At 33.8% G+C, this 24,138-nt stretch carries 23 protein-coding genes; 7 read left to right on the top strand and 16 right to left on the bottom strand.

Annotated features, from left to right (window positions below; genetic code table 11):
- Positions 1–12 precede the first annotated feature (12 nt).
- Genes P178_RS0116655 through P178_RS0116665 form a run of 3 tightly spaced genes read left to right on the top strand, consistent with a single transcriptional unit; the run spans position 13 to position 3,562 of the window.
- Positions 13–2,412: a TonB-dependent receptor gene (locus tag P178_RS0116655; RefSeq protein ID WP_027067289.1), complete on the top strand. Its 2,400-nt coding sequence runs from the start codon at positions 13–15 to the stop codon at positions 2,410–2,412.
- 3 nt (positions 2,413–2,415) lie between these two features.
- Complete coding sequence (locus P178_RS0116660; RefSeq protein ID WP_027067290.1) at positions 2,416–3,336, top strand: DUF4249 family protein; 921 nt, start codon at positions 2,416–2,418, stop codon at positions 3,334–3,336.
- Positions 3,323–3,562: a DUF6095 family protein gene (locus P178_RS0116665; protein ID WP_027067291.1), complete on the top strand. Its 240-nt coding sequence runs from the start codon at positions 3,323–3,325 to the stop codon at positions 3,560–3,562. Before P178_RS0116660 ends, P178_RS0116665 begins: the two co-directional genes overlap by 14 nt.
- Here the strand turns inward: P178_RS0116665 and P178_RS0116670 are convergent.
- On the bottom strand, positions 3,559–4,251 hold the full coding sequence (locus tag P178_RS0116670) for a DUF4294 domain-containing protein (protein ID WP_027067292.1): 693 nt from the start codon (positions 4,249–4,251) through the stop codon (positions 3,559–3,561). The genes P178_RS0116665 and P178_RS0116670 overlap by 4 nt on opposite strands.
- A gap of 104 nt (positions 4,252–4,355) precedes the next feature.
- Between P178_RS0116670 and P178_RS0116675 the strand changes: the two genes are divergently transcribed.
- Together P178_RS0116675 and P178_RS0116680 are read left to right on the top strand one after the other, a co-directional pair.
- The gene (locus P178_RS0116675) at positions 4,356–5,447 is read left to right on the top strand and encodes a M42 family metallopeptidase (RefSeq protein ID WP_027067293.1); all 1,092 of its coding nucleotides are present in this window, start codon (positions 4,356–4,358) and stop codon (positions 5,445–5,447) included.
- Positions 5,448–5,500: 53 nt separating this feature from the next.
- Positions 5,501–6,049, top strand: coding sequence for an NUDIX hydrolase (locus tag P178_RS0116680; protein ID WP_027067294.1), 549 nt, complete (start codon positions 5,501–5,503; stop codon positions 6,047–6,049).
- Between the two features lie 84 nt (positions 6,050–6,133).
- On the opposite strand, the gene P178_RS0116685 is transcribed toward P178_RS0116680, so the two are convergent.
- From P178_RS0116685 to rpsF, 7 genes are all read right to left on the bottom strand, one after another.
- On the bottom strand, positions 6,134–6,904 hold the full coding sequence (locus P178_RS0116685) for an SDR family NAD(P)-dependent oxidoreductase (protein ID WP_027067295.1): 771 nt from the start codon (positions 6,902–6,904) through the stop codon (positions 6,134–6,136).
- A gap of 144 nt (positions 6,905–7,048) precedes the next feature.
- Positions 7,049–8,428 carry a histidine--tRNA ligase gene (gene hisS, locus P178_RS0116690; RefSeq protein ID WP_027067296.1) on the bottom strand — a complete coding sequence of 460 codons (1,380 nt, stop codon included), beginning with the start codon at positions 8,426–8,428 and terminating at the stop codon, positions 7,049–7,051.
- 82 nt (positions 8,429–8,510) lie between these two features.
- Positions 8,511–8,987, bottom strand: coding sequence for a DUF6495 family protein (locus P178_RS0116695; RefSeq protein ID WP_027067297.1), 477 nt, complete (start codon positions 8,985–8,987; stop codon positions 8,511–8,513).
- 61 nt (positions 8,988–9,048) lie between these two features.
- Entirely contained in the window at positions 9,049–12,156 is a 3,108-nt protein-coding gene (locus tag P178_RS0116700) for a carboxypeptidase regulatory-like domain-containing protein (RefSeq protein WP_027067298.1), read from the bottom strand.
- 105 nt (positions 12,157–12,261) lie between these two features.
- The gene (rplI, locus tag P178_RS0116705) at positions 12,262–12,714 is read right to left on the bottom strand and encodes a 50S ribosomal protein L9 (protein WP_027067299.1); all 453 of its coding nucleotides are present in this window, start codon (positions 12,712–12,714) and stop codon (positions 12,262–12,264) included.
- A gap of 12 nt (positions 12,715–12,726) precedes the next feature.
- Positions 12,727–13,023 carry a 30S ribosomal protein S18 gene (gene rpsR, locus P178_RS0116710; RefSeq protein ID WP_027067300.1) on the bottom strand — a complete coding sequence of 99 codons (297 nt, stop codon included), beginning with the start codon at positions 13,021–13,023 and terminating at the stop codon, positions 12,727–12,729.
- A gap of 5 nt (positions 13,024–13,028) precedes the next feature.
- Complete coding sequence (gene rpsF, locus P178_RS0116715; RefSeq protein ID WP_027067301.1) at positions 13,029–13,370, bottom strand: 30S ribosomal protein S6; 342 nt, start codon at positions 13,368–13,370, stop codon at positions 13,029–13,031.
- A 230-nt stretch (positions 13,371–13,600) separates the two neighbouring features.
- On the opposite strand from rpsF, the gene P178_RS0116720 reads away from it, so the two are divergent.
- The gene (locus P178_RS0116720) at positions 13,601–14,293 is read left to right on the top strand and encodes a LytR/AlgR family response regulator transcription factor (RefSeq protein WP_027067302.1); all 693 of its coding nucleotides are present in this window, start codon (positions 13,601–13,603) and stop codon (positions 14,291–14,293) included.
- Between the two features lie 55 nt (positions 14,294–14,348).
- Here P178_RS0116720 and priA read toward each other — a convergent pair whose 3' ends face one another.
- The 4 genes from priA to nadC are packed head-to-tail and all read right to left on the bottom strand — an operon-like array spanning position 14,349 to position 19,071.
- Positions 14,349–16,805 carry a primosomal protein N' gene (gene priA / locus P178_RS0116725; protein ID WP_027067303.1) on the bottom strand — a complete coding sequence of 819 codons (2,457 nt, stop codon included), beginning with the start codon at positions 16,803–16,805 and terminating at the stop codon, positions 14,349–14,351.
- A 2-nt stretch (positions 16,806–16,807) separates the two neighbouring features.
- On the bottom strand, positions 16,808–17,248 hold the full coding sequence (locus P178_RS0116730) for a DUF2147 domain-containing protein (RefSeq protein ID WP_027067304.1): 441 nt from the start codon (positions 17,246–17,248) through the stop codon (positions 16,808–16,810).
- On the bottom strand, positions 17,245–18,213 hold the full coding sequence (locus P178_RS0116735; protein ID WP_027067305.1) for a YihY/virulence factor BrkB family protein: 969 nt from the start codon (positions 18,211–18,213) through the stop codon (positions 17,245–17,247). The genes P178_RS0116730 and P178_RS0116735 overlap by 4 nt, the downstream gene beginning before the upstream one ends.
- The gene (nadC, locus tag P178_RS0116740) at positions 18,214–19,071 is read right to left on the bottom strand and encodes a carboxylating nicotinate-nucleotide diphosphorylase (protein ID WP_027067306.1); all 858 of its coding nucleotides are present in this window, start codon (positions 19,069–19,071) and stop codon (positions 18,214–18,216) included.
- Between the two features lie 65 nt (positions 19,072–19,136).
- Between nadC and rlmH the strand changes: the two genes are divergently transcribed.
- Positions 19,137–19,610, top strand: coding sequence for a 23S rRNA (pseudouridine(1915)-N(3))-methyltransferase RlmH (gene rlmH, locus P178_RS0116745; RefSeq protein WP_027067307.1), 474 nt, complete (start codon positions 19,137–19,139; stop codon positions 19,608–19,610).
- 30 nt (positions 19,611–19,640) lie between these two features.
- Here the strand turns inward: rlmH and P178_RS0116750 are convergent, their stop codons facing one another.
- The 4 genes from P178_RS0116750 to P178_RS0116765 all read right to left on the bottom strand — a co-directional run bounded on the left by P178_RS0116750 (position 19,641) and on the right by P178_RS0116765 (position 24,138).
- The gene (locus P178_RS0116750; RefSeq protein WP_027067308.1) at positions 19,641–20,459 is read right to left on the bottom strand and encodes a type IV pili methyl-accepting chemotaxis transducer N-terminal domain-containing protein; all 819 of its coding nucleotides are present in this window, start codon (positions 20,457–20,459) and stop codon (positions 19,641–19,643) included.
- Between the two features lie 152 nt (positions 20,460–20,611).
- Positions 20,612–22,504 (bottom strand): phosphoglycerate dehydrogenase, encoded by a 1,893-nt coding sequence (serA, locus tag P178_RS0116755; RefSeq protein WP_027067309.1) that lies wholly within the window; start codon positions 22,502–22,504, stop codon positions 20,612–20,614.
- Between the two features lie 139 nt (positions 22,505–22,643).
- Positions 22,644–23,432 (bottom strand): alpha/beta fold hydrolase, encoded by a 789-nt coding sequence (locus tag P178_RS0116760; protein ID WP_036147038.1) that lies wholly within the window; start codon positions 23,430–23,432, stop codon positions 22,644–22,646.
- 10 nt (positions 23,433–23,442) lie between these two features.
- Entirely contained in the window at positions 23,443–24,138 is a 696-nt protein-coding gene (locus P178_RS0116765; protein ID WP_027067311.1) for a DUF3307 domain-containing protein, read from the bottom strand.

Consider the following 24,138-nt stretch of genomic DNA (forward strand, 5'->3'; position numbering starts at 1 on the left):
CAAAAAAAATTGATGAAAGGGTACTTGCCATTTATTCTCTTCTCTCTACTGTGTTTTTCTTTCAATTCTTGGGGTCAACAAAAATTTACCTTAAGTGGCTCTATCTCTGAATCTAGTAGTAACGAAACTCTTATAGGGGTTACCGTAGCTATTCCTGAATTAAATACAGGGGTAACTACAAATGAATACGGTTTCTACTCAATTACACTGCCAGAGGGCACTTATACTGTTCTAATCAGTTATCTAGGTTTTGAAGATATCATTCAAGAAATTACACTAACTGAAAATAGACGAATTGATTTTCTGCTTGAAGAAGAAGCCGAACAATTAGATGAGGTCGTTGTTACAGAAAATGTGGAAAAAATGGATATCAGAAAACCACAGATGAGTGTAAACACGCTATCTATTGGCACTATCAAAAAAATACCTGTTATTTTAGGGGAGGCAGATGTTATAAAATCTATTTTATTACTTCCTGGTGTTACTAATGCTGGCGAAGGTGCTTCTGGTTTTAACGTACGCGGTGGCGCAGCAGATCAAAATCTGATTCTTTTAGATGAAGCAATTATTTTTAACTCATCACATTTATTCGGTTTCTTTTCTGTTTTCAATCCTGATGCTATTAAAGATGTAAAGCTTTACAAAGGCGGCATTCCTGCACGTTACGGAGGTAGAGTATCTTCTGTATTAGATATTTTTCAAAAAGAAGGTAATAGCAAAGAATTTAAAATGAACGGCGGTATTGGTGCGGTTGCCAGTAGACTTTTAGTTGAAGGACCTATTAAGAAAGATAAAGCAGCTTTTTTAATTGGCGGAAGAGCTTCATATGCCCATTTATTTTTACCCCTTTTCGACATTGACAATACTGCATATTTCTATGATCTTAATACCAAATTAAATTATAGGTTAAACGATAAAAATAATATTTTCCTTTCTGGTTATTTCGGTAGGGATGTTTTTGGTATCAACGATAGTTTTGTAAATACATATGGTAATACCGTTGGTAATTTTAGATGGAACCATTTATTTTCTGACAAGCTATTTTCTAACCTATCATTAATATATTCCGATTACTATTACGGACTAAAATTAGATTTTGTAGGTTTCAATTGGAATTCAGGTATCAGAAATTTCAATGTCAAATATGATCTAAAACACTATGCAACAGATAAACTTCAGGTGAACTACGGAGTCAACAATGTTTATTATCAGTTTAATCCTGGTAAAATTGAACCCAGTAATGCTGAATCTGGTATTGTTGAAGAACAATTAATTCAAAAGTATGCAAATGAATTTGCTGCTTATATTGATTTTGAGCATAGAGTAACAGATAATTTAAGCCTTGGTTACGGATTGCGTTTTAGCCATTTCATGAGATTGGGGCAAGATGAGCTTAATGTTTACTCAAATAACAATCCCGTTGAGTTTGACCCGTTCTTGTTAATTTACAAAGAAGCAGAACCAATAGATGTTATTAACCCTAGTAGAAGCAAATCGATATCGAACTTTAGCAATTTTGAACCTAGAGCATCTTTATCGTACACCTTGAACGAAACTAGTTCTATTAAAGCAAGCTATACTAGATTGGCGCAATATCTACATCTTTTATCTAATACAAGCTCACCTACCCCCTTAGATGTTTGGACACCTAGTGGTCCATTTACTAAACCTCAGTTGCTTGACCAGTATGCACTCGGGTATTTTAAAAATATTAAAGACGGCGATTATTCCGTTGAAACTGAAGTATTTTATAAAGACGTACAAAATAGAATAGACTATATAGATGGTGCTAATTTAATTGCAAACAATGCCATTGAACAGGTAATTCTAAACGGAGAAGCACGCGCTTATGGTTTAGAATTTCTTTTACGTAAAAACGAAGGTAAACTTCAAGGCTGGCTAGCATACACCTTATCTAAATCTGAACAACGAACACCAGGGCGAGAATCTACTACTGATAACGGACGGAGCAATATTGAAACGGGAATCAATTTCGGTAACTGGTATAACACTCCTTATGATAAAACACATGATGTTTCCATGTTCTTAAGTTATGACGTAAATGACAAATGGAGTTTTAGTGGAAATTTCACTTACCAAACAGGGCAACCCACAAATTACCCAATTGGTCAATTTGAATTTCAAGACTTAACCGTTCCCTATTACGGTTTACGCAACACACAAAGATTACCAGCATACAACCGACTTGATTTATCCGCTACACTAACGCCTAAGAAAAATGCTACTAAAAAAATAAAAGGAGAATGGATCTTTAGTTTGTACAATGTATACAACAGAAGAAATGCGGCATCTATAAGCTTTAGACAAAATGATGACACTGGGGCTAATGAAGCAGTTAGAACGGCTATTTTCGGAATTGTGCCTGCAGTTACCTACAACTTTAAATTATAAGTTATGATACGTTATTTTCTATTATTACTAACCCTTACTCTATTCATTTCTTGTGAAGATGTTATTGATGTAGACTTGCCTGAAAATGAAACTAGACTTATTGTTAACGGTGTAATAAGAGTTGATAAGACCCAAGATTACCTACCAATTGAAATTAGGGTTTCGGAAAGTAGTTCATTCTTTGAAAACAATACAATTGCCTCTATCAAAAGTGCCATTATTTATTACGGTACACCAAACCCAGATGCTCCTGAAATACTAGAAGGTGGCGGTGTATCTAATTTAGCAGAATTAGAACCGGGTAGTGGTATTTGGGTTCCAGACCCAACATTTGACAGTGACCAAAGAATTAGAGTTAGTAGCATAAATGAGGGAGATGTTTTTCAACTTACAATTGAGACCAACGAAGAGCGTTTTTTCGCCACCACTACATACGTAAAATCAGTACCAATAGATTCGTTGGTGCAAGGTGATGAAACCTTATTTTCCGGAGACGAAACAGAAGTTATTGTATCGTTTACAGACCGTGGCGATAGCGATGATTTTTACGTTCTTGATTTAGATTTCGGTGAATTTTTGGTGACAGAAGATGAGTTCTATCAAGGGCAGACTTTTGTTTTCTCTTATTTTTATGATAATGAATTAGAATTGAATACAAGCTCTGTAGTAGATATTAGTCTATTAGGCGCAGATGAAGCGTTTTATAATTACATGAACCAAATTATTGTACAATCTGGTGGTGATCAAGGACCTTTTCAAACACCTGCAGCAACAGTTAGAGGAAATATTATAAACATTACAGGAATAGATAATAATAAAGTTTTTGATAACGTTGAGCGTACCAACAATTTCGCTTTAGGTTATTTTGCAATTGTAGAGGAATATAAGGATAGTATTGAAATAACAAATAATGAGAAGAACTGACAAAGATCTATTGGTAACTGGTCTAAAACGCTTAGCAATTACAGTAGTTTTAATGTTTACAGCCCCAATTATACTATGGCAAGCATTTAAAAATCAAGAACATTTTTTATTCTGGCCTGTTTGTATATTAGGACTAATAATAGGCTCTTATGCCGTATATATGGGATTTAAAGGAATTATGACTATTATGAATTCATTATTCGGAGAGAAAACTAAATCTCATTAATTTTTAGGTGTCTTGGTTGTCCTTTTCCACTTATTATAAAGCTTATCATAGTCATAATCTAACACTGTTTCCTGTCTTTCTAATTTACCTTGAGCGAAAGCACGTTGTAGTATATCTTCTATTAAGTAATCTTCCTCTATTAAATCTGGATGAAATTCTTCCTTTATACTTATACTAAATAGTTTAGCGGTTGTATTATACCAAAATGCTCGCCAACCATTTCTTAAATCTTTAACCAAATCAAACGCAGTAGTACCAGTTTGCCTATAGATTAATTTAACCAAAATTTGACCCTCGGTACGTGTCAATTTTTTAAGTTCTTCAGAAAATTCTTCCTCAATAAATTTTTGTACTTTTTTGGTGTATTTTTTACGTTTCCTATTGTTCTTCATGTCAGCTAAACTATCGTTTAACTCCACCAAACGCTCAGCCGCCATCTTTGCATACGGGTATACTTTTTGTGTTTTTCTACGTAGAATATAATAACGTAGCTTATCATCATATGATGAAAATTTGAGCTTACCAAATACATAAGCCTCCTCTAAGGCAATAGAATTCTGCACTAGTGAATCTCCAGCTATAATTATCATTTTTTCAGCAACTGAATCCAATTCCTGTTCCTCAACTTGGGCATTGCATAATAGAACACCAGTTATGATTATAAAAAAGGCTAAAAAGTTATGTTTCATTACCATGAGCTTAACAAAAGTCCTGCCAAAATTAATGATTATTAAAGAAGGTTATTATTAATACAACGCTAATATTCTTAAGTTTGTATCCTAAACTTACATTGATGGCTGATAAAAAAATAATTACCAAAAAGTCACTTGACTTTTTTGAAAAATACTTGAATAATGCTGCTCCCACTGGTTATGAATGGGAAGGACAAAAAATATGGATGGATTATTTGAAACCATATGTAGACACCTTTATAACAGATACATACGGTACTGCAGTTGGAGTTATTAATCCTGAAGCTAAATATAAGGTAGTTATTGAAGGGCATTCAGATGAAATTTCTTGGTATGTTAATTATATTACAGATAACGGATTAATTTATGTTATTCGTAATGGCGGTAGTGATCACCAGATTGCTCCTTCTAAGTGGGTCAATATTCATACTAGAAAAGGAATTGTCAAAGGTGTTTTTGGCTGGCCGGCTATTCATACCCGTAAAGGTGAAAAAGAGGAATTAGCGCCAAAACTAGATAACATAAGCATAGATATAGGTGCTAAGGATAAAGCTGAAGTAGAAAAAATGGGAGTTCATGTTGGTTGTGTTATTACATACCCTGATACCTTCCAAGTACTTAACGATGACAAATTTGTTTGTAGAGCAATAGATAACCGTGCTGGTGGATTTATGATTGCAGAAGTTGCGCGTCTACTTCACGAGAATAAAGTAAAATTACCATTCGGTCTATATATAACTAATTCAGTTCAAGAAGAAATAGGTCTACGTGGTGCTGAAATGATTACACAGACCATTAAGCCTAACGTTGCTATCATAACAGATGTTTGTCATGATACTACAACACCAATGATTGATAAAAAGGTACAAGGACATACCGAAATTGGAGCTGGACCAGTTATCTCTTATGCTCCTGCAGTTCAAAATAAACTACGTGAGCGAATTTTAGATACAGCTGAAGAGAAAAAGATTCCTTTTCAACGTATGGCTGCCTCCAGAGCGACTGGTACCGATACCGATGCTTTTGCTTATAGCAATGGCGGAGTTGCTTCGGCATTAATTTCTTTGCCTTTACGTTACATGCATACTACCGTAGAAATGGTGCATAAAGATGATGTTGAGAATGTAATTCGTTTAATTTACGAAACGCTTCTTACTATAAAAGACGGAGAAACTTTTAGCTATTTTGATTAAATTATTATAATCCCAAATCCCTCCTCTTTTTACGGAGGGATTTTTTTTTACATATGGATGAGTTAATTGATATTTTAGATGCTGATGGCAACATGACCAGGAAAACTGCCATGAAGTCCGAAGCCCATAAAAACGGATGGTTTCATCAAACAGTGCATATTTGGTTTTACACCTCTGATAGTAAAGTTCTATTACAGCAACGTGGTAAAGAAAAAGATGTTTACCCTTTACTGTGGGATGTATCTGTAGCCGGTCATATTGGTGCAGGAGAAGATATATTAGAGTCTGCTATTCGTGAAATACAAGAAGAAATTGGACTGACCACTACTCCACCTGATTTAGATAAAATAGGAATTTTTAAATCCATTCAAAATCATTCAATAGCATTAAAAGACTATGAATTTCATCACACTTTTATTTCTAAACTGAACACACCGTTTAGCTGCCTACAAAAACAAGAAAGTGAAGTTGAGGCACTAAAACTTATTTCAATAAATCAATTTAGTGAAGAAATAAAGGAAATCTCAAAATACGGTTATGTACCTCATAACCAATCGTATTACGAAACTATTTTTAGTAAAATATTTGAGAATTTGTTGTAGTCACAAAAGACTTCTTTACTATTAAAAAAATAAAGCACTAAATACCAATTGGTTTATAGTGCTTTACTATAATAGAATTATCTGTTACATATTATAAACACCGCCATTGATATCAAGTGTAGCACCAGTAATAAAACCGTCATACTCAGATGCCAAATACAATACTGCTCTTGCTACATCATCTGCATTACCTGCTCTTTGAATAGGAATACCTTTTGTAGTTTCATCTGCTGATTCTTTAGTGGTATGTGTATTATGAAATGAAGTACCTAAGATAAGACCTGGTGCAACTGCATTTACTCTAGTCCCTTGTGGTCCTAATTCTGCAGATAGCGCTCTAGTATACGTTAAAATTGCTCCTTTACTAGTAGAATAAGCCAATGATCCAGGATGACCACCTTTTCGACCTGCTAACGATGCCAAGTTTACTATACTGCTATTATCGTTTTTTGCTAAATGGGGCGCTGCTGCTCTACTTACAAACATCATTGAAGTAAGATTAATGTCCATTACCTTATGCCAAAATTCAGTTTCCATTTCGCTTAGCATTTTACGAGCCACTAAAGAACCTGCATTATTTATAAGAATATTTAGCCCCCCTAACGCTGCTATAGTTTTATTCACCAAAGCATTGGCATCTTCTTCTTTTGTTAAATCACCAGTTATAGCAATAGCTTTTAACCCTTTATCCGTCGCATATTCCACTAATTTATTGGCTGTATCTGCACTAGAAAAATAATGAATAGCAACATAGGCACCACTATCAATAAAATGTTTGGTAATGGACTCTCCAATTCCTTGAGCCCCAGCAGTTATCAAAATATTTTTTCCAGATAATTTATTACTATTCGTCATGATTTTATTTAATTATGAAAACTTGAAATTTTATTTTGGCTTTACAAACAACTACCAATAAACAATTGTAAACTGTATCAATAAATTGGTTAACCAAATATAATCAAAAATGACTCAGTAATATTTTATCTCATTATAAGGCATTTAGCTCAAGTGATTTACAAAATCCTCAACATTTGTTAAGCTGTATTCTTCTTGCGAACCTTCCTTCATGTTCTTGACTATGAAAGAGTTTTTACTCAACTCTTGTTCCCCTATTAGAATTACGTAAGGTACATTTCGGTTATTAGCATATTTCATCTGTTTCTGCATCTTAGCACTTGATGGATAGATATCGGCCTTGACACCCGACTTACGTAACTGACTCACTAACTTCAACGCCGCCATTGCTTCTTTTTCTCCAAAATTGACGCACAATACCTGAAGAGATTGGTCAATTGCTTCAGGAAAAAGGTCTAAATCTTCTAACACTAAATAGATTCTATCAAGACCAAATGAAATGCCAACACCACTCACATTATTTAAACCAAAAATACCTGTAAGATCATCATAACGACCACCACCACCTATAGAACCCATTTTCACACCTTCTGGTGCTGCAACTTCAAAAATAGCTCCGGTATAATAGTTCAATCCGCGAGCAAGGGTAACATCTATTGATAATTTAGCAGACTGAAGACCTAAAGACGCAATAGTCCCTAAAATAAAACGAAGTTCTTCCAAACCTTTCTTGCCTTCTTCTGAATCCTTCAATAATGTATCTAGACGCTCTAATTGCTCGTCGTTACTACCTTGAGGCAAAAATAATGGGGACGCTTTTTTAATTGCTTCTTCGGTAATTCCTTTAGCAAGCATCTCTTTTTTAACTCCGTCCTCCCCTATTTTATCCAACTTATCTAGGGCAACGGTAAAATCAATCAATAAATCTTTAGCACCGATAACTTCAGCTATGCCAGCTAAAATTTTTCTATTATTCATTTTAATGGTAGCACCTTCCAATTTCAATTCAGAAAATACGGCATCATACAATTGTATCAATTCAACCTCCTGTAATAGAGAATCTGACCCAACTACATCAGCATCACATTGAAAAAACTCTCTAAACCTTCCTTTTTGAGGTCTATCTGCTCTCCATACTGGTTGAATCTGATAACGCTTAAAAGGAAAATCCAATTCATTTTGATGCATCACTACATAACGGGCAAAGGGCACAGTTAAATCGTAACGTAATGCTTTCTCTGTAATTCTTGGGGCAATACTAGCTGATTTTTTATCTGCATATGTAGCATCATCTACCTTACTAATAAAATCTCCCGAGTTCAATATTTTAAAAATAAGGCGATCACCTTCTTCCCCGTATTTACCCAACAATGTATCTGAATTTTCAAACGAAGGAGTTTCAATAGGCTGAAAACCATAGGTTTGAAAGTTCTTTTTAATAATGTCAAAAATGTAATTACGTTTAGCAATTTCAGATGGATTAAAATCGCGAGTTCCTTTTGGAATAGATGGTTTTTGTGCCATTAATTTTTTATTGTGTTACAAATATAGCCTTCAAATAAATAAGGCTACAATTACGTGGTGTGATTATAGGTTTAATAATATACTAAGAGGTGGTAATTACTTTTTCGAACCACTTGTATAAATCTCCTTTAGTTATAACTGCCCCCTGTTGAAGTAGTGAAAACTTATCTAAATTTTTATCATCCGTATACGCTTTTGAAGCAGTTAAATATTCAACAAAATCTGACTGCCAGTTTCTTTTGAACCAATCAAACCCTACTGGTGTGGTTAAATCTATTTCTGGATTCATCACTTTTACCGATATTAGCTTCATCTCCTTTTCGGTTAAATGAAACAGATGCATTTGCTTATCTGAAATATTTTCTAGGTATGAAACTTTACCCAATACCCCTTCCCATACCAAATCACTAAAAACATCAATTTCTTCTTCAGCAACCTTAGGTTTATCCCTTTTTATAGTATCCCACTCATCACCTGTAATTGATTGTGTTGCTAGAAAATTGATGAATTCTGGACGCAATTCCTCTAATTGTTCTTTTGTTAGCCTTGTATATTTCATTTTGCAAAAATAAAAAGCCCTAACATATTTGCTAGGGCTTTTACAACTTAATTTTAATTTCTTAAAAGATATATCTTAATCCTACTTGAGCTTGCCATCTAGATAACAAACTAGCGTCATATCCAAAAGTCTCAGTCAATTCTGAATTAAAAGTATATGTAGGTACATTAGTACTAGGATCAACAGTTACTCCTATTGGTTGTACATTGTTTGGTTGTTGTACTAATCCCCAATCTGAACTGATCATGTTACCAATATTCAACACATCAATACTAAATTGAATGGTATTGGTCTTTCCTTCAGATACGGTGATTTTATAGTCTTGTAAGAACTTAACATCCCAACGCCCTCTCCAAGGTGCCAAAGCTCCGTAACGCTCAGCATACTCACCTCTACGACCACTTAAATAATCGTCTTGAGCAATATATGCATCTAAAGCTGCTCCTTGACCGGTACCTGCAAATTGCATCTGACCTATTTCTGCAGATGTAGGCACATATATAAGGTCATTAATACCAGATCCATCTCCATTAATATCTCCACCATAAGTGTAGTTGAATCTTCCACCTTCAGCGTATTCAAAGAATGTAGAAAGTGTTGTTCCCCATTTACCATTACCGTAAATCCAGTTTTTACTAGCTACACCAATAAATCTGTGTCTATCACCATATTTAGAAGGGGCTAAAACATCTGCATTAGCATCATTTATAATCGGGTTACCCGCAAAAGCATCTGATGTAATTTCCGCTTCAATAGAATTTACATCTTTAGCATCTAAATAACTGTATGCCAACATTGTGTATAATCCCTTATCAAAAGTCTTTTGTGCTTTAAAAGAAGCATTCCAAATTCTACCTTTATTAGAGTTGGTAAAAACATAAGGTCCTGCCCCAAAACCAAAACTATTTAATAAATCGCCCGAAGTATAGGTAGCTCTAGTGTCAACTCCAGAAAGATTACCTGAAGGCGAAGTCAATGCCCAGTTTTGTACATGTGGACCATTAATATCTTTTGTATATGATAAATCTGCGGTTAGCACCATACCATTATCCAAACGTTTATCTGCACCTAAATTAGTTCTCCATACTTGTGGAAATTTATAATCTGGGTCAACAGCTTGCAAGAAAAATACATCTGGAGCAGCAATTTGATTTCCTAGCCATACGAATGGGAAACGACCTGTAAACAAACCAGAACCACCACGTAATTGTAATGAACGGTCACCGTATACATCATAATTAAAACCTACTCTTGGTGAAATTAACCAATCGTTTGTAGGCATTTCAGTATTATCAATAAATACGGTTTCTCCCGTATTTGGGTTTTGGTATGGCTGATCAGCAATTACAAAACCTCTATCTATAACATCTTGTGCTTTTGTTGCTGAATCAAAAAACAACGGCTTATCGAAACGAACACCGTATGTTAATTTAAATTTCTCACTAACATTCCATTCATCTTGAACATAAAATGCTAATTGACCAACATTAGTTTCTGCCAAAGCCCAACCTTCGCCATCTGGTACGGCATTATTAGCGTTAAAAGTAGCTTGTGGACCTGCAAAATCATAAGTTGATGCATCGAAATCTGCTATGTCTACACTACCAAACTTAGAAAAACCATAACTAGTTAAGTTGAACGAGTTATCGAACATAAACTTCTCTAATGAGAAACCTACGGTATAGGTATGATCACCTTTGTAAAAGTTAAGGTTGTTCGTGATTTGAAGTACTTTTTGATCCAACCTGTTATTTGCAGAAAAAGGTTCATGACCAGCAATTATGTAATTAGAACCATCTTTAGAAATATTGATTGAAGGTGCAGGAGTAGAAAACGGATTTCTATAATCGTTAAAATGCGTATACCCTACTTGTAATTTATTTGATGCCGTTGCAGATAAGGATGAGTTTAATTCTACTTGAATAGATTTAAGCTCATTATTTATTTCATATCCAGAATTTTGAAATTGCAATGTATTTGCATTTGGACCTCTGAATTGAATTGCCGTTGGGTGAGCTGGCTTTTCTTTAGATGCATTTAAGAAATTATAAATAACTGCTAAACGGTTATTATCATTAATATTCCAGTCTAACTTAAGAAGTCCTTTTGTAGATTCTGCATCATGCGTAAAACCCTCATATGCGCCTGGATCATAACCAACTGCCAATAATTGATTTCTAACAGCTATTAAATCACTTTCCAAAACTCTAGATTCATTAATAGCACCAGAACCTGTGTTTGGTACCCAACCATTTGTTCCTAAATCTGTTCGCTCATCTCTTTCAAAGTTTGCGAAGAAAAATAATTTATTTTCAACTATTGGACCACCTATACTAACACCATATTGGCTTTGATCTAATTTAGGCTTTACTATATCATCACCTTTAACCTTACCACCGGTCATATCTTCATTTCTAAAGAAACCATATACAGTACCGTGAAATTCGTTAGAACCACTTTTAGTCACTGCATTTACAGAAGCTCCTGTAAATCCAGATTGAGTAACATCATATGGTGCTGTAGATACTTGAATTTGCTCAATTGCATCTAAAGAAATTGGCTGAGAATCTGTTTGACCACCTGGTGTGGCTGCATCTAGTCCAAATGGGTTGTTAAAAATAGCACCATCTAGTGAAAAGTTATTGAATTGGTCATTTCTACCACCAAATGAATTACCACTTGCCGTCGGCTCTAAACGTGTAAAATCTTGTGCTGAACGTGAAATAGTTGGTAGACGTGTTAATTCTCTTCTTCCCACACTTGTTTCCGCCCCTGTACGATCACTGCTAAATGTACCAGATCTATCAGATACTACAGTTACTTCATCTAAAGCTTGGCTTTCGCCCACTAGTTTTACATCGATGTTAAAAGTTTGTCCTAAAGATAAATCTACATCCGTTAAAGCATAAGGTTTAAAACCAACATAAGTTATTTCAACCCTGTAAGGGCCACCTACACGAAGGTTTAAAAGATTAAATCTACCATCTTCATTGGTAATTGAACCGTATTTTGTACCGGTAGGAGTGTGGACGGCGACAATATTTGCGCCAAATAAGGGTTCGTTTTGGTCATCCATTACTAAACCTCTAATATTTGAGGTAGTCACTTGACCATAAGTTGCACTTACAAAAAGTAGTAACAGCAGGTGAAAAAACAAGTTGTTTTTCATTTTTATTGGTTTTGAGTTATTTATGAGTTTTTTAACAAAAATACCAATAAAAAAAGAGCTATGCACGCATAGCTCTTTGAAAGTTATTAACTTATAGAGAGTTAATTATTTTTGTTCCGCAACTACTTCGAAACCAAAATCAACAATCACCTCACGGTGTAATCTGATTTGAGCGTTGTATGGTCCAGTTCTTTTAACTGCTCCACCTTGAATGCTAATGAATTTTTTGTCGATTGAATGACCTTCTTTTTCAATTGCATCAGCTAAATCACCATTAGTAACTGATCCGAATAATTTATCGGCAGCACCAGTTTTAGCGGTAATTTTTAATTCTAAAGCTTTCAATGCTTCCTCTACTTTCTTAGCAGCATCTACAACTTTTTTATCTTTATGTGCTCTTTGCTTTAAGTTCTCAGCTAAAACTTTTTTAGCAGAAACTGTAGCCATAGCAGCTAAGCCTTGAGGTATTAGGAAGTTTCTTCCGTACCCGTTCTTAACATTAACTACATCGTCTTTAAAACCTAAATTTTGTACGTCTTCTTTTAATATAAGCTCCATGATTCTTTTCTTTTATTTTAATAAATCAGCAACATATGGCATTAACGCCAAATGACGAGCTCTTTTTACGGCTTGTGCCACTTTTCTTTGATACTTCAATGAAGTTCCAGTAAGTCTTCTAGGTAACAATTTACCTTGCTCGTTTACCAACTTCAATAAAAAATCAGCATCTTTATAATCTACGTACTTAATACCAGATTTTTTAAAACGACAATACTTCTTCTTAGTGTTGGTTTCAATGTTCAGTGGAGTTAGATACCTGATCTCTCCATCTTTTTTTCCTTTTGCCTGTTGTTGTAATGTTGCCATAATACTTAAGCTTTAGCGGTTTTGTTTCTTGTTCTTCTTTTTTCTGCCCATGCAACAGCGTGCTTGTCCAACTTAACGGTCAAGAATCGCATAACACGTTCATCTCTTCTAAACTCCTGTTCGTAAGGTGTAACTACCTCACCAGTGTTAGTAAATTCAAACAAGTGGTAAAAGCCACTCTTTTTGTTTTGAATAGGATAAGCTAATTTTTTTAGCCCCCAATTCTCTTTAGCTACCATTTTGGCGCCATTGTTAATTAAGAAATCTTCGAATTTCTTAACTGTTTCCTCTATCTGAACATCAGATAGAACGGGATTCAAAATGAAAACAGTTTCGTAATGGTTCATATTATATTTGTTTTTAAAGAGTGCAAAAATAGATATTTTTTTAAAATAAATATAAGAAATGCGAATATTCTTCGTTATTGAATGGTAACAACATTAAAAATTAAACCAAATCTTAAACATATCATCATTGCCAATTACACGATCAACAGTGCATTGTTCACATCTTTTGTTGCAGTTCAGCTTGTTTTTTCAGTACTTTGTCGATGATTTAACCCCACAAATCAACCCTTATGAAATTAAGAAGTATCATCGTTGACGACTCATCTATGCAAAGGATGGCCGTTGCCAAGTTGGTAAACAATCATCCTAATTTGACTATGGTAGCAGAATACAGTAATGCTATCGAAGCCAAAAATGGTATCAAGAACCATGAGATAGATCTTATTTTTCTTGATGTTGAGATGCCAATTATTACAGGATTCGACCTACTCGAGTCATTAGAAAACAGTCCTCAGGTAATTTTAATTACCGGTAAACCAGATTATGCGCTTAAAGCATTTGACTATGACGTAACGGATTATTTACATAAACCGATTACTATGGCACGTTTTGATGCCTCTGTTAAAAGAGCTGTAGCAAATTACGAACAATTGCACAGAGTCAATGAAGACGAAGAGCATATTTTTGTTAAGAGTAATCTTAAGAAAAGAAAAGTTATTTTAAATGATATTAAGTGGATTGAAGCTCTTGGCGACTACATTAAGTTGGTAACTGATGAAGCAAATATCGTAATCTTATCAACAATGAAGTCTTTTGAAAAGCAATTGCCAGAAGATAAGTTTTTAAGAATTCACAAATCATACATCATTAACCTTGAAAAGGTTGAAAAATTCAACAGTAAAAATGTTGAAGTTAGCGGTAGATCTATTCCGTTAAGTAGAAATAAAAAGACAGAACTAGCCGAAGCGCTTAGTAACGTATAATATATGGTATAAATTTACTTTTAAAAAAGACCGCTAATTAGCGGTCTTTTTTTGTTTATATATGATCTACATTATAGATGACCCTTACACCTCTATACATTGCAACAGATTTAAATGATTTTTCTATTCTTCTAATATTCGCTTTTGTCTGTGCTAAAGAATGTACTTTTTGCACCTTAATAACGATGTGTTTTAAATATTGATTTCGAATACGAGCCACTGGCGGATATTCAGGTCCTAATACCGTACCTCCAAAATTAGAACGTAACGCGCCAGAAAACCAATCGGCAGCTTCATTTAAAACATTATAGTTTTTATGCTTGAAAGTAATTTTTATAATTCTATTTAATGGCGGATATTTAAACTGCTCTCTTTCATATAGCTGTTCTTTATACATACCTTCATAATCACTATTGGTCACTTGTTTTAAAATCTGATGATAAGGATTATAAGTTTGAATTACTACGCGACCTCTCTTTTTGGTACGCCCCGCCCTACCCGATACCTGAGTCAATAATTGATAAGTTCTTTCATGAGCACGATAATCAGGAAAGTTCAGCAATGAATCTGCATTCATTACACCTACTAAATTTACATTCCTAAAATCAAGACCTTTAGTAACCATTTGTGTTCCTACCAAAATATCTAGCTCTTGTTGCTCAAATGCAGTTATAATTTTTTCATAACCATGTTTACCTCGCGTGGTATCTAAATCCATTCGTCCAACCTTAGCATCAGGAAAAAGTGCTGTTACTTCTTTTTCAATTTGCTCAGTTCCAAATCCCTTGGTATCTAATTCAGAACTACCACAAGCAAAACAACTTTCTGGTAAGGCTGTGTGATGACCACAATAATGGCAACGCAGTTGATTTCTATATTGGTGATATGTTAAACTAACATCACAATTAGGACATTGTGGAGAATGACCACATGTTAAGCATTCCATTAACGGCGCAAATCCCCGTCTATTCTGAAATAGTATGATTTGTGCACCATCCTTTAACGTTTCTTCCATTTCAAGAAAAAGTCGTTCAGAAAAATGTCCTTTCATCTTTCTTTTTCTTGATTCTTCCTTAATATCTACTAACTCCATTTCAGGCATTAACACATTACCATAACGCCTAGTTATTTCAGCATAACCGTATTTACCCGTTTGCGCGTTGTGATACGTTTCTACACTTGGTGTTGCTGAGCCTAAAAGAATATTTGCTTTATGAAGATGACCTAACACAATTGCCGCATCTCTTGCATGATATCTTGGTGCGGGATCAAATTGTTTAAATGAACTTTCATGTTCTTCATCTACAATAACCAACCCCAACTTACTAAATGGCAAATACATTGCTGACCTTGCCCCTATAATTAATTGTGCCTTTGGCTTTGATTGCAAAACATTCTGCCAAACTTCTACTCGCTCTTGTACATTATATTTTGAATGATAAATTGCGATTTTTTCACCAAAATATTCTTGCAGCCTACTTATTAGCTGTGTAGTTAAGGCAATTTCCGGCAATAAATACAGCGCCTGCAATCCTTTATCCAGGCACTCTTCTATTAATTTTACATAAACTTCTGTCTTACCCGAAGATGTTACCCCTTTTAATAAGGTAACTTTATTTTCCCCAAATGCCGACTTAATATCAACTAAGGCAGCTTCTTGAAATTCGTTTAAATCTTTAGTTTCGGAATTGTCACTTTCTCCATCATAACTAACCCGATCGGTTTTAATAAAGTATTCTTCTAGAATACCTTTATCAACCAAAGTCTTTATAATTGCCTTTGAAGTGTTGCTTGATTTTTCAAGCTCACTAACTTTAATTGGTTTTTGACTTTTTGCCTGCAGTTGAAATAGAGAAAGAACGACTTGACTTTGCTTAGGTGCTCTAGTCAGTGAATTTAAAAGTTCTTCTAATTTTTCATCAGATGCATGCTCTTCTCCCAATTTAACATATCGTACCAACTTAGGCTTATACTGTTCATACACCTCTTCTTTAAGTACAATTACTTTTTTCTCTAGTAATCGCTGTAAAATTGGCAGTACATTTTTTCTTTCAACAATGGCAGAAACTTCATGAACCTTAAGTATAGACTGATGCTGAAGTGCTTCAAAAACTAAAAATTCATCATCTAAAAGCTCACTCTCATCAATTTCATATTCAGTATTTCTAAGCACTAGGGTTTCACTTTCCAGTAAAAAAGCTCCTGGTAAGGCACTACGTACCACTTCACCCAATGTGCACATATAATAGGTAGCTATCCATTCCCAATGCTTTAACTGATTAGCATTTACAATAGGATAATCGTCTAGTATTTCATGTATCTCCTTTGCTTCATAAGCTTCTGGCGGGTTTTGATGAACACTAAAAATAATACCGGTATATATCTTGGATTTACCAAATGGTACTGCTACGCGCATACCCGGCTGTAGTATCTTAGCTTCCTCTTCAGTTATACTATAGGTAAAACTAAGCTCTAAAGGAATTGGTAATATTACATTAATAAAGTTTGCCATATTTATCCTTCCACTCGCACCCAAGTTTGGGTTCTAAAGATAAAAGCCAAATATCCTCTCACCTTTAATTCATTGGAATTATCAGGATTCAACCATATTTTAAAACGGAATGTCATGGCTTGTTCTGGATCAAAGAGTCTTTTTCCTTTCCATTCACCATCATCATGAAGTTTACCTGCAGTAATAATTTCCATTCCTTCTACGGGTTTATCTTTTAAATCTCCATCACATTTTACACAAGTAACTCCTTCTTTACCTTCTTCTAAGATTTTTATGACCTTACCATACATTAACCCTTCTTTTTTATAAATTTCAATAACACCTTTAGGCAAACCGGTACGATCATCAATAGTTTTCCACTTACCAAAAACGGATTGTGCAGAAATGCTCATTGAAATAAATAATATAAAGAGAATACTTAATTGTACAGTTTTGTTTATCATTCTTTTTTGGTGATTTTACGTAATGTGTTGAGAGATGCGTTCAGTTCAAACCCAAGTAGCAATATATTAGAATTTAACCAGATGTAGACCATTAAAATTAATAATCCACCTAACGCGCCATATAATTCATTGTATCTAGCAAATTTTTCCACGTAGATACCAAAAAGATATGAGGTAATTAAAAACAACGTTGTAGTCATCAAAGCTCCAAAAGAAAAGAATTTTGCTTGCCTTCCTTCCCTCGTTCCAAAGTAATACAGAATTGCTGTAGTGAAATAAGATAGTATTATAAAGAATAACACTTTTGCTATCTGCACACCTACCACTTCATCTTCACCTAAAATATAACCACCTTGTTTTGCAGCGAATTCAGATAAGTAACCAAGTACATAGAATTCAAAATATATAAACGCCACAAAGCCCACTAAAATTAAAATAGATAATATTAAACCTACCATTAATGCATACAGATATTGTCTAAAAAAATGTCGTGTTAGATCAATATGATATGATGTTTCAAACCCTCCAAAAATAGCGTTTACGCCATTTGCTACTAAAAAAATAGAAAGTAAAAATGAAGAAGAAAGTAAACCTCCTCGTTTCTGATCTTTAATTTGTTGAAACACCTCCCCAAAATAATCACCTGTAGCATTTGGTAAGAATGACTCTAAAAACAATCGAAATTGTACTTCAAAATCACCATGTTCAATACTTATATAAGGCAATAAAAAAGGTACCAAAGTAACCATAAATATGATCAACGGAAACAAAGCCATAAACAAGCTAAAAGCAATGGCACTGGCGCGTGTAGAAAGCGTACCTCTTAAAATACCAAGTACATACATCTCTATAAGGTCATACACCGAAAGCCCTTCAAAACCTGGTAATCTAATTTTTTTCAAAAACAGAACAAACCAATTTATGATAGGAATCTTTTCTAATTTTTCTTCGACCTCTAAAGACATCTACACTGCTTTTAAACTCAAATCTAGGTTATAAACCGAGTGAGTCAATGCTCCAGAAGAAATAAAATCTACACCACACTCTGCATACTCCCTAATAGTCTTCTCATTAATTCCACCAGAAGACTCGGTTAAACAGGTGTTGCCTATTAATTTAACAGCTTCCCTAGTGTCTTCGTAATTAAAGTTATCTATTAATATACGATATACCCCTTCCGACTCTAAAATCTCTTTTATCTCCTCTAAATCTCTTGCTTCAACGATGATTTTTAAATCACGACCTATTTCTTTTAAGTAGTTCTTCGTCTTATCGATGGCTTTTGTAATTCCTCCAGCAAAATCAATATGATTATCCTTCAGCATTATCATATCATACAATGCGAACCTATGGTTCTCTCCTCCGCCAATTTTTACTGCCCATTTTTCTAGCGCTCGTATACCTGGAGTGGTTTTTCTTGTATCTAAAATCTTTGTTCCCGTCCCTTTTAATAGATTAACGAACATATTAGTTTTTGTAGCTATCGCACTCATTCTTTGCATGGCGTTCAATACCAAGCGCTCTGCCTTTAGAATACTTTGAGAACTACCTTCTACATAAAAAACAATATCACCATGACTTACTGGTGAACCATCTTTAATTAAAACTTCTATTTTTAAATTAGGATCTACAAAATAAAATACAAGTTCAGCAAAATCCACTCCAGCAATTATACCTTCATCTTTCACTAACAATTTTGCTTTACCTGTTGCAGAATCTGGTATACATGCCAACGAACTATGATCACCATCACCAACATCTTCACGAATGGCATTTGCAATGATTAATGTTATCTCTTCTTTAAATTGTTCTTCTGAAATCATATTTGTAATATCTATTGTATTGCTAATTTACAAATCCATTTGCGAAATTGATTTACTTTTGACATATGACTATAAAACTTTTAGCCATTGGCAAGACAGATAGTTCTCAACTGCAAGAGCTTATTGAAATATATCAAAAAAGACTACAGCACTATGTCAATTTTGAAATTGAATTGATACCTGATTTAAAAAAGACAAAGAATTTACCTGAAGACCAACAAAAGGAAAAGGAAGGTGAACTAATCCTCAAAAAATTAGCACCAACAGATATTCTAATACTTTTTGATGAAAAAGGTAAACAATATACTTCTGTGGAGTTTTCACAATACCTTCAAAAGAAAATGAATTCTGGCATTAAGCAATTGGTTTTTTTAATTGGTGGACCCTATGGATTTAGTAACGACATATATGCAAAGGCATCAGGAAAAATAAGTTTATCTAAAATGACATTTTCACATCAAATGGTGCGTTTATTTATTACTGAGCAAATTTATAGAGCTTACACAATTTTAAAAAATGAGCCTTACCATCATCAATAAATCAGGGCTTTATCAATGCATTAAAATCAATTATGCTGGTTTCATTAATGATTTTACCATGTTATTAGAGACTATTTCTAGATCATTAAGTTCTTCCATTAAAAAAGAAATTAATTCTTCTTTATGCTCCATGTTTTTTTCAATCTTAAGAACGTGATTATAATTCTTAATATTTTTCATGTGCGATTCGAAAGCATGGGTTTGATGCCAATTAATTTCTTTTAATTTTTGATTTTGGCTGGCTATCTTTTTAATGGAAGGATTTATAAAAAAGAAAATTTCAAAAATTAAAATCAACAAGGAAAATACGGCAAGCTCTAACTCAACAATCATAAGTGTTTTAATATCCTTTTCTGAGGCTTTCTGAAATTGCCCAACAATAGTATCCATTACTACCAAAAATTGATCTGATTCAGATGACAGCCTTTCCATATCCACTTCACCTAATTCATTAAAATCATCTAAAGATTCAAGAATATAATCTATATGTGGCTGTAGCTTATTGAAATTGTTTTGAATATTTTCATTATTTAATTCTGGAATACCGATTTCTTCGTTTCCTTGTTGTAGCGCCGTATTTGTATTTGATAGCTTTTTCATTGCTAAACGCAACTCACCATAATCACAAGTACCATAATTACACTCATAAACACTCTTAACAATAAACTGAGACAACATTCTTTGTCTACCTGCCTCATTTATTCTTAATGCATCTTGACGCTGTCTTGCTAAAGAATACTGAATTATTGATTGTATAATAATCGTTAATACAATTACAGTAAAAGCCAATAGATAATAGTTGTTAAAACTATTACCAGATTTAAATTTAGATAAAATCCTTTTCAGCATATTTAAAGATATTTCCTACAAGATATAAATGTATCATAACCATAACCACACATTATCAAAAATGTTGTAGAAAAACCTAAAAGTTGGTCAAAAAAAAATGCAAGTTTCTCAACTTGCATTTTTGAATAAAAGATATAACTTTTCTTAATTTACTAGTAAAGCACTCTAAACTTAATTGTGTTCTCTACCTTCTTCAATTCTTTAATTACTTCCTTGTTGTATTCCTTGTCTAAATCTGTAATTACGTAACCAACTTCATTATCAGTAGATAAATATTGACTATTAATATTCAATTCGTACTGAGCCAATACTTTGTTGATTTTCGCCATTATACCAGGCACATTCTTATGAATATGTAGAAAACGGTGCGATTTATTTTGTTTTGGTAAACGAATATTTGGGAAATTAACTGCATCGACAGTATTACCAGAATTAATATAATCCATTATCTTATTCGGTACAAAATCTGCGATATCTCGCTGTGCCTCTTCTGTACTACCACCAACATGAGGAGTTAAAATTACATTTGGAAAACCTTGTAACTTTGTTTGAAAATTTCCATTACTAGCGGGCTCATCTGGATAAACATCTACAGCAGCACCACCAACATGACCATTTTTTAAACCTTCTGCAAGGGCATCAATATCAACTACAAAACCTCTAGAAAGGTTAATTAGCATTGCACCTTTTTTCATTTGCTTTATTTCACGCTCACCAATAAAGTTTTTATTCGCTTTATTATCATCAATATGCAAAGTAACTACATCAGATACGCTTAATAAATCTTCTAGCGTATTGCATTTAACCGCATTTCCTAAAGCTAATTTATCATCCACATCATAGTAATAAACACGCATACCCATAGCTTCTGCCAATACAGATAATTGCTTACCAATATTACCGTAACCAACGATACCTAAGTTTTTACCACGAACTTCTCTTGAACCTGCCGCTGTTTTTTGCCATTGACCTTCGTGAATTTCTCTACTACGATCAAAAACACTTCTCATTAGCATAATAATTTCACCTATTGCCAATTCTACAACAGATCTAGTATTACTATAAGGAGCATTGAAAACTACAATACCTTTCTTTTTGGCTGTCTCTAAATCTATCTGGGTGGTTCCTATACAAAAAGCACCAACCACCAATAGTTTATCGGCAGCATCTAAAACAGTTTGTGTAACCTGTGTTTTTGAGCGAATACCTAGAACGTGAACGCCCTTGATTTTTTCGATCAACTCTTCTTCAGACAAACTATGTTTAATCAATTCAACGGAAAAACCGTCTTCTGATAGATTATCGAATGCAGCAGTGTGCACGTTTTCTAATAGCAGGACCTTAATCCTATTCTTTGGGTACGAAATATTTCTTGGCAACTTGTTCACAAATAAAAATTCATCTAAACTTGGTGTAACATAATCCGCATTATTTGCGGCTTTCTCTCTATGCACGTTTTCCGTATAAGCAAAAAACTTATCTGCTATACCTGCCTCGCGCATTACATAATCACTGTAACCATCTCCAATAACTTGAACTTCCCCGTCCAAATTCATTTGCTTTAGGCAATCAATTTTACCATTGTGCTGGGATAGTACATTCTTTTCATCGAAACCGATGATATTTCCTTCTTCGTCGAATTTAAATGTATTTGCATACACTCGATCAGAAGGTATATTGTATTCTTTTACAATTGGGTCTATAAACTCTTTAAATCCACAAGATATCACATAGATATCATCTGCATATTTTTCAAAAAAGTCTTTATTAGATTCTATAGATTTAGATATTTTGCTTCTTAACTGCTCAACCAATCCATCTAAATCTTCTTTTTTAGCATGTAACAACTTAATTCTACGCTCTAATGACTCTGTAAATGAAATATCACCGTCAATACCTAAATTGGTAATCTTTTGTATTTCTTTAATTACTTCATCTTTATTAGACCTTCCTTCTAAAGTCATTTCTGCAAGAACATCTAAAGCCTCTACCCTAGTTAACGTACTATCAAAATCAAAAACGTATTTTCTACTTACTTCTACCATTATTCTCTTTGGTTTGGATAGGAATTTTTGTCGTTAAAATAAGTAGCAAAAGTAAAAATTTAATTTATCCTGATATGTGATATCTTGGAAATAAAACAAAAAGCTTTTGTTATGATGTAATTTGACAAAAAGACATTCTTTATTTTAAAAATTTTAGAATAGAATTAGAGAAATCTTCTGTTTTATATGTTCCATTGTGATCACCGGGTACTCTATTCAATTTTCCGTTCCCTAATGCATTGCGTAATTCTTCTGTGCTACCGTTATCCGAATCTTCATCTCCGCAAATTACAAGTACCGCTATCTTAATTTTATTTAAGTCTTCTACAGAAGTTACTGGCTGGTATTTTTGTTGCAAATGAAGTGACCGTAAATCTGCATTAATAGATTTTGCATAGTCCACAGCGCCTTTAGTTATTTCATTTACATCACCATCAAATGCTTTTGCGAACATTATTCTCCGGTCCCAATTTGTATTCGTAAAGTCTATACCCATACCACCTAATACGGCTTTTGCAACTCTAGCATCTTCGGTTAATAATTTTACCAACACAATGCTACCTCTTGAGTAGCCTATTGCTTTATAGGATTCCATATTCAAATGATTCATTAATAAAATCAAATCTTTTACCTCTGCATTATTTTTATATGCTATATCTGTTTGCGGTTTATCAGAATCTCCATTGCCCCGCATATCTGGTATAATTACGCGATAACCAGAATCAAGTAAATCTTGTTTTAAAGCTGTTTTCTCCCAAGATTTTCTAGAATTTATAAAGCCGTGCAGTAATAAAATCGGCTCACCTTGCCCTTCATCAGTGTAGGTTATGTGTACCCCATCAAAAGATTCAAATTCACCTACTTGGCAAGTTACCTTCGGGGCGAATACCAACAACACCAACCAGAGCAAAAAATACTTTTTTACCATTGTAAATTATTTATGAAATATAAAGGAGTCCAGCCAGAATAGCCATGCCGAAACTAACCAAAGTACCTATTAAAATGTACTCTGTTAACTTTCTATTATTTCGCTCTTTAAGATCATTGAATCTAAAAACAGATTTAGCAGCTATTAATAACCCGATAACTTCCCACCTACCTATAACTATAAATATCAATACAAATAGACGTTCAATGATACCTATGTACTTACCAGCATTAGGCAGCGATTTGTGATCTGTCTCAATCTGATTTGACATACCTTCTAAAACCTGACCCATAATAATTGACGCCGGATAGGTTACGAATACAATTGCCGTTACCAAATACCAATCTAGATTTTCAAAGAGAGATAAGGTATGGGTATATAAATCAGTATAAAATGCGCAGCAATAAATAACCAGTATATGAAGTATTTGATCTATAAAAAACGGAATGCTCTTATTCTTAAACATTTCATTGGCATACAACTTTAAAATATCTATAGCTAAATGGGTAATTGCAACTACAAAGGCAATTGTCCATAAAGACAAATCCCACAGTAAAAGCATGTACAAAGCAAAATGCAGTAGCACATGTAGATATAAATATTTGGATGTTATTTTATTTGCTTGTTTATGAAGTACCCATTTTTTTGGTTGTAAAACAAAGTCCCCAATTAGATGACCAAGTACTAGTTTTATAAAAATCAGCAT

Origin of the sequence: Maribacter sp. Hel_I_7 (genome assembly GCF_000688315.1) — a bacterium.
In the GTDB taxonomy this organism is placed as follows: domain Bacteria; phylum Bacteroidota; class Bacteroidia; order Flavobacteriales; family Flavobacteriaceae; genus Maribacter; species Maribacter stanieri.

Bases quoted from the DNA above. Each gene is read 5' to 3' on its own strand.
- P178_RS0116665 (WP_027067291.1), top strand. From the start codon at position 3,323: ATGAGAAGAACTGACAAAGATCTATTGGTAACTGGTCTAAAACGCTTA.
- P178_RS0116750 (WP_027067308.1), bottom strand. From the start codon at position 20,459: ATGCTGAAAAGGATTTTATCTAAATTTAAATCTGGTAATAGTTTTAAC.
- P178_RS0116680 (WP_027067294.1), top strand. From the start codon at position 5,501: ATGGATGAGTTAATTGATATTTTAGATGCTGATGGCAACATGACCAGG.
- P178_RS0116695 (WP_027067297.1), bottom strand. From the start codon at position 8,987: ATGAAATATACAAGGCTAACAAAAGAACAATTAGAGGAATTGCGTCCA.
- P178_RS0116730 (WP_027067304.1), bottom strand. From the start codon at position 17,248: ATGATAAACAAAACTGTACAATTAAGTATTCTCTTTATATTATTTATT.
- P178_RS0116760 (WP_036147038.1), bottom strand. From the start codon at position 23,432: ATGGTAAAAAAGTATTTTTTGCTCTGGTTGGTGTTGTTGGTATTCGCC.
- P178_RS0116675 (WP_027067293.1), top strand. From the start codon at position 4,356: ATGGCTGATAAAAAAATAATTACCAAAAAGTCACTTGACTTTTTTGAA.
- P178_RS0116735 (WP_027067305.1), bottom strand. From the start codon at position 18,213: ATGTCTTTAGAGGTCGAAGAAAAATTAGAAAAGATTCCTATCATAAAT.
- P178_RS0116765 (WP_027067311.1), bottom strand. From the start codon at position 24,138: ATGCTGATTTTTATAAAACTAGTACTTGGTCATCTAATTGGGGACTTT.
- rplI (WP_027067299.1), bottom strand. From the start codon at position 12,714: ATGGAGCTTATATTAAAAGAAGACGTACAAAATTTAGGTTTTAAAGAC.
- P178_RS0116670 (WP_027067292.1), bottom strand. From the start codon at position 4,251: ATGAAACATAACTTTTTAGCCTTTTTTATAATCATAACTGGTGTTCTA.
- P178_RS0116685 (WP_027067295.1), bottom strand. From the start codon at position 6,904: ATGACGAATAGTAATAAATTATCTGGAAAAAATATTTTGATAACTGCT.
- serA (WP_027067309.1), bottom strand. From the start codon at position 22,504: ATGGTAGAAGTAAGTAGAAAATACGTTTTTGATTTTGATAGTACGTTA.
- nadC (WP_027067306.1), bottom strand. From the start codon at position 19,071: ATGATTTCAGAAGAACAATTTAAAGAAGAGATAACATTAATCATTGCA.
- hisS (WP_027067296.1), bottom strand. From the start codon at position 8,428: ATGGCACAAAAACCATCTATTCCAAAAGGAACTCGCGATTTTAATCCA.
- P178_RS0116700 (WP_027067298.1), bottom strand. From the start codon at position 12,156: ATGAAAAACAACTTGTTTTTTCACCTGCTGTTACTACTTTTTGTAAGT.
- P178_RS0116720 (WP_027067302.1), top strand. From the start codon at position 13,601: ATGAAATTAAGAAGTATCATCGTTGACGACTCATCTATGCAAAGGATG.
- rpsR (WP_027067300.1), bottom strand. From the start codon at position 13,023: ATGGCAACATTACAACAACAGGCAAAAGGAAAAAAAGATGGAGAGATC.
- priA (WP_027067303.1), bottom strand. From the start codon at position 16,805: ATGGCAAACTTTATTAATGTAATATTACCAATTCCTTTAGAGCTTAGT.
- rlmH (WP_027067307.1), top strand. From the start codon at position 19,137: ATGACTATAAAACTTTTAGCCATTGGCAAGACAGATAGTTCTCAACTG.
- P178_RS0116660 (WP_027067290.1), top strand. From the start codon at position 2,416: ATGATACGTTATTTTCTATTATTACTAACCCTTACTCTATTCATTTCT.
- P178_RS0116655 (WP_027067289.1), top strand. From the start codon at position 13: ATGAAAGGGTACTTGCCATTTATTCTCTTCTCTCTACTGTGTTTTTCT.
- rpsF (WP_027067301.1), bottom strand. From the start codon at position 13,370: ATGAACCATTACGAAACTGTTTTCATTTTGAATCCCGTTCTATCTGAT.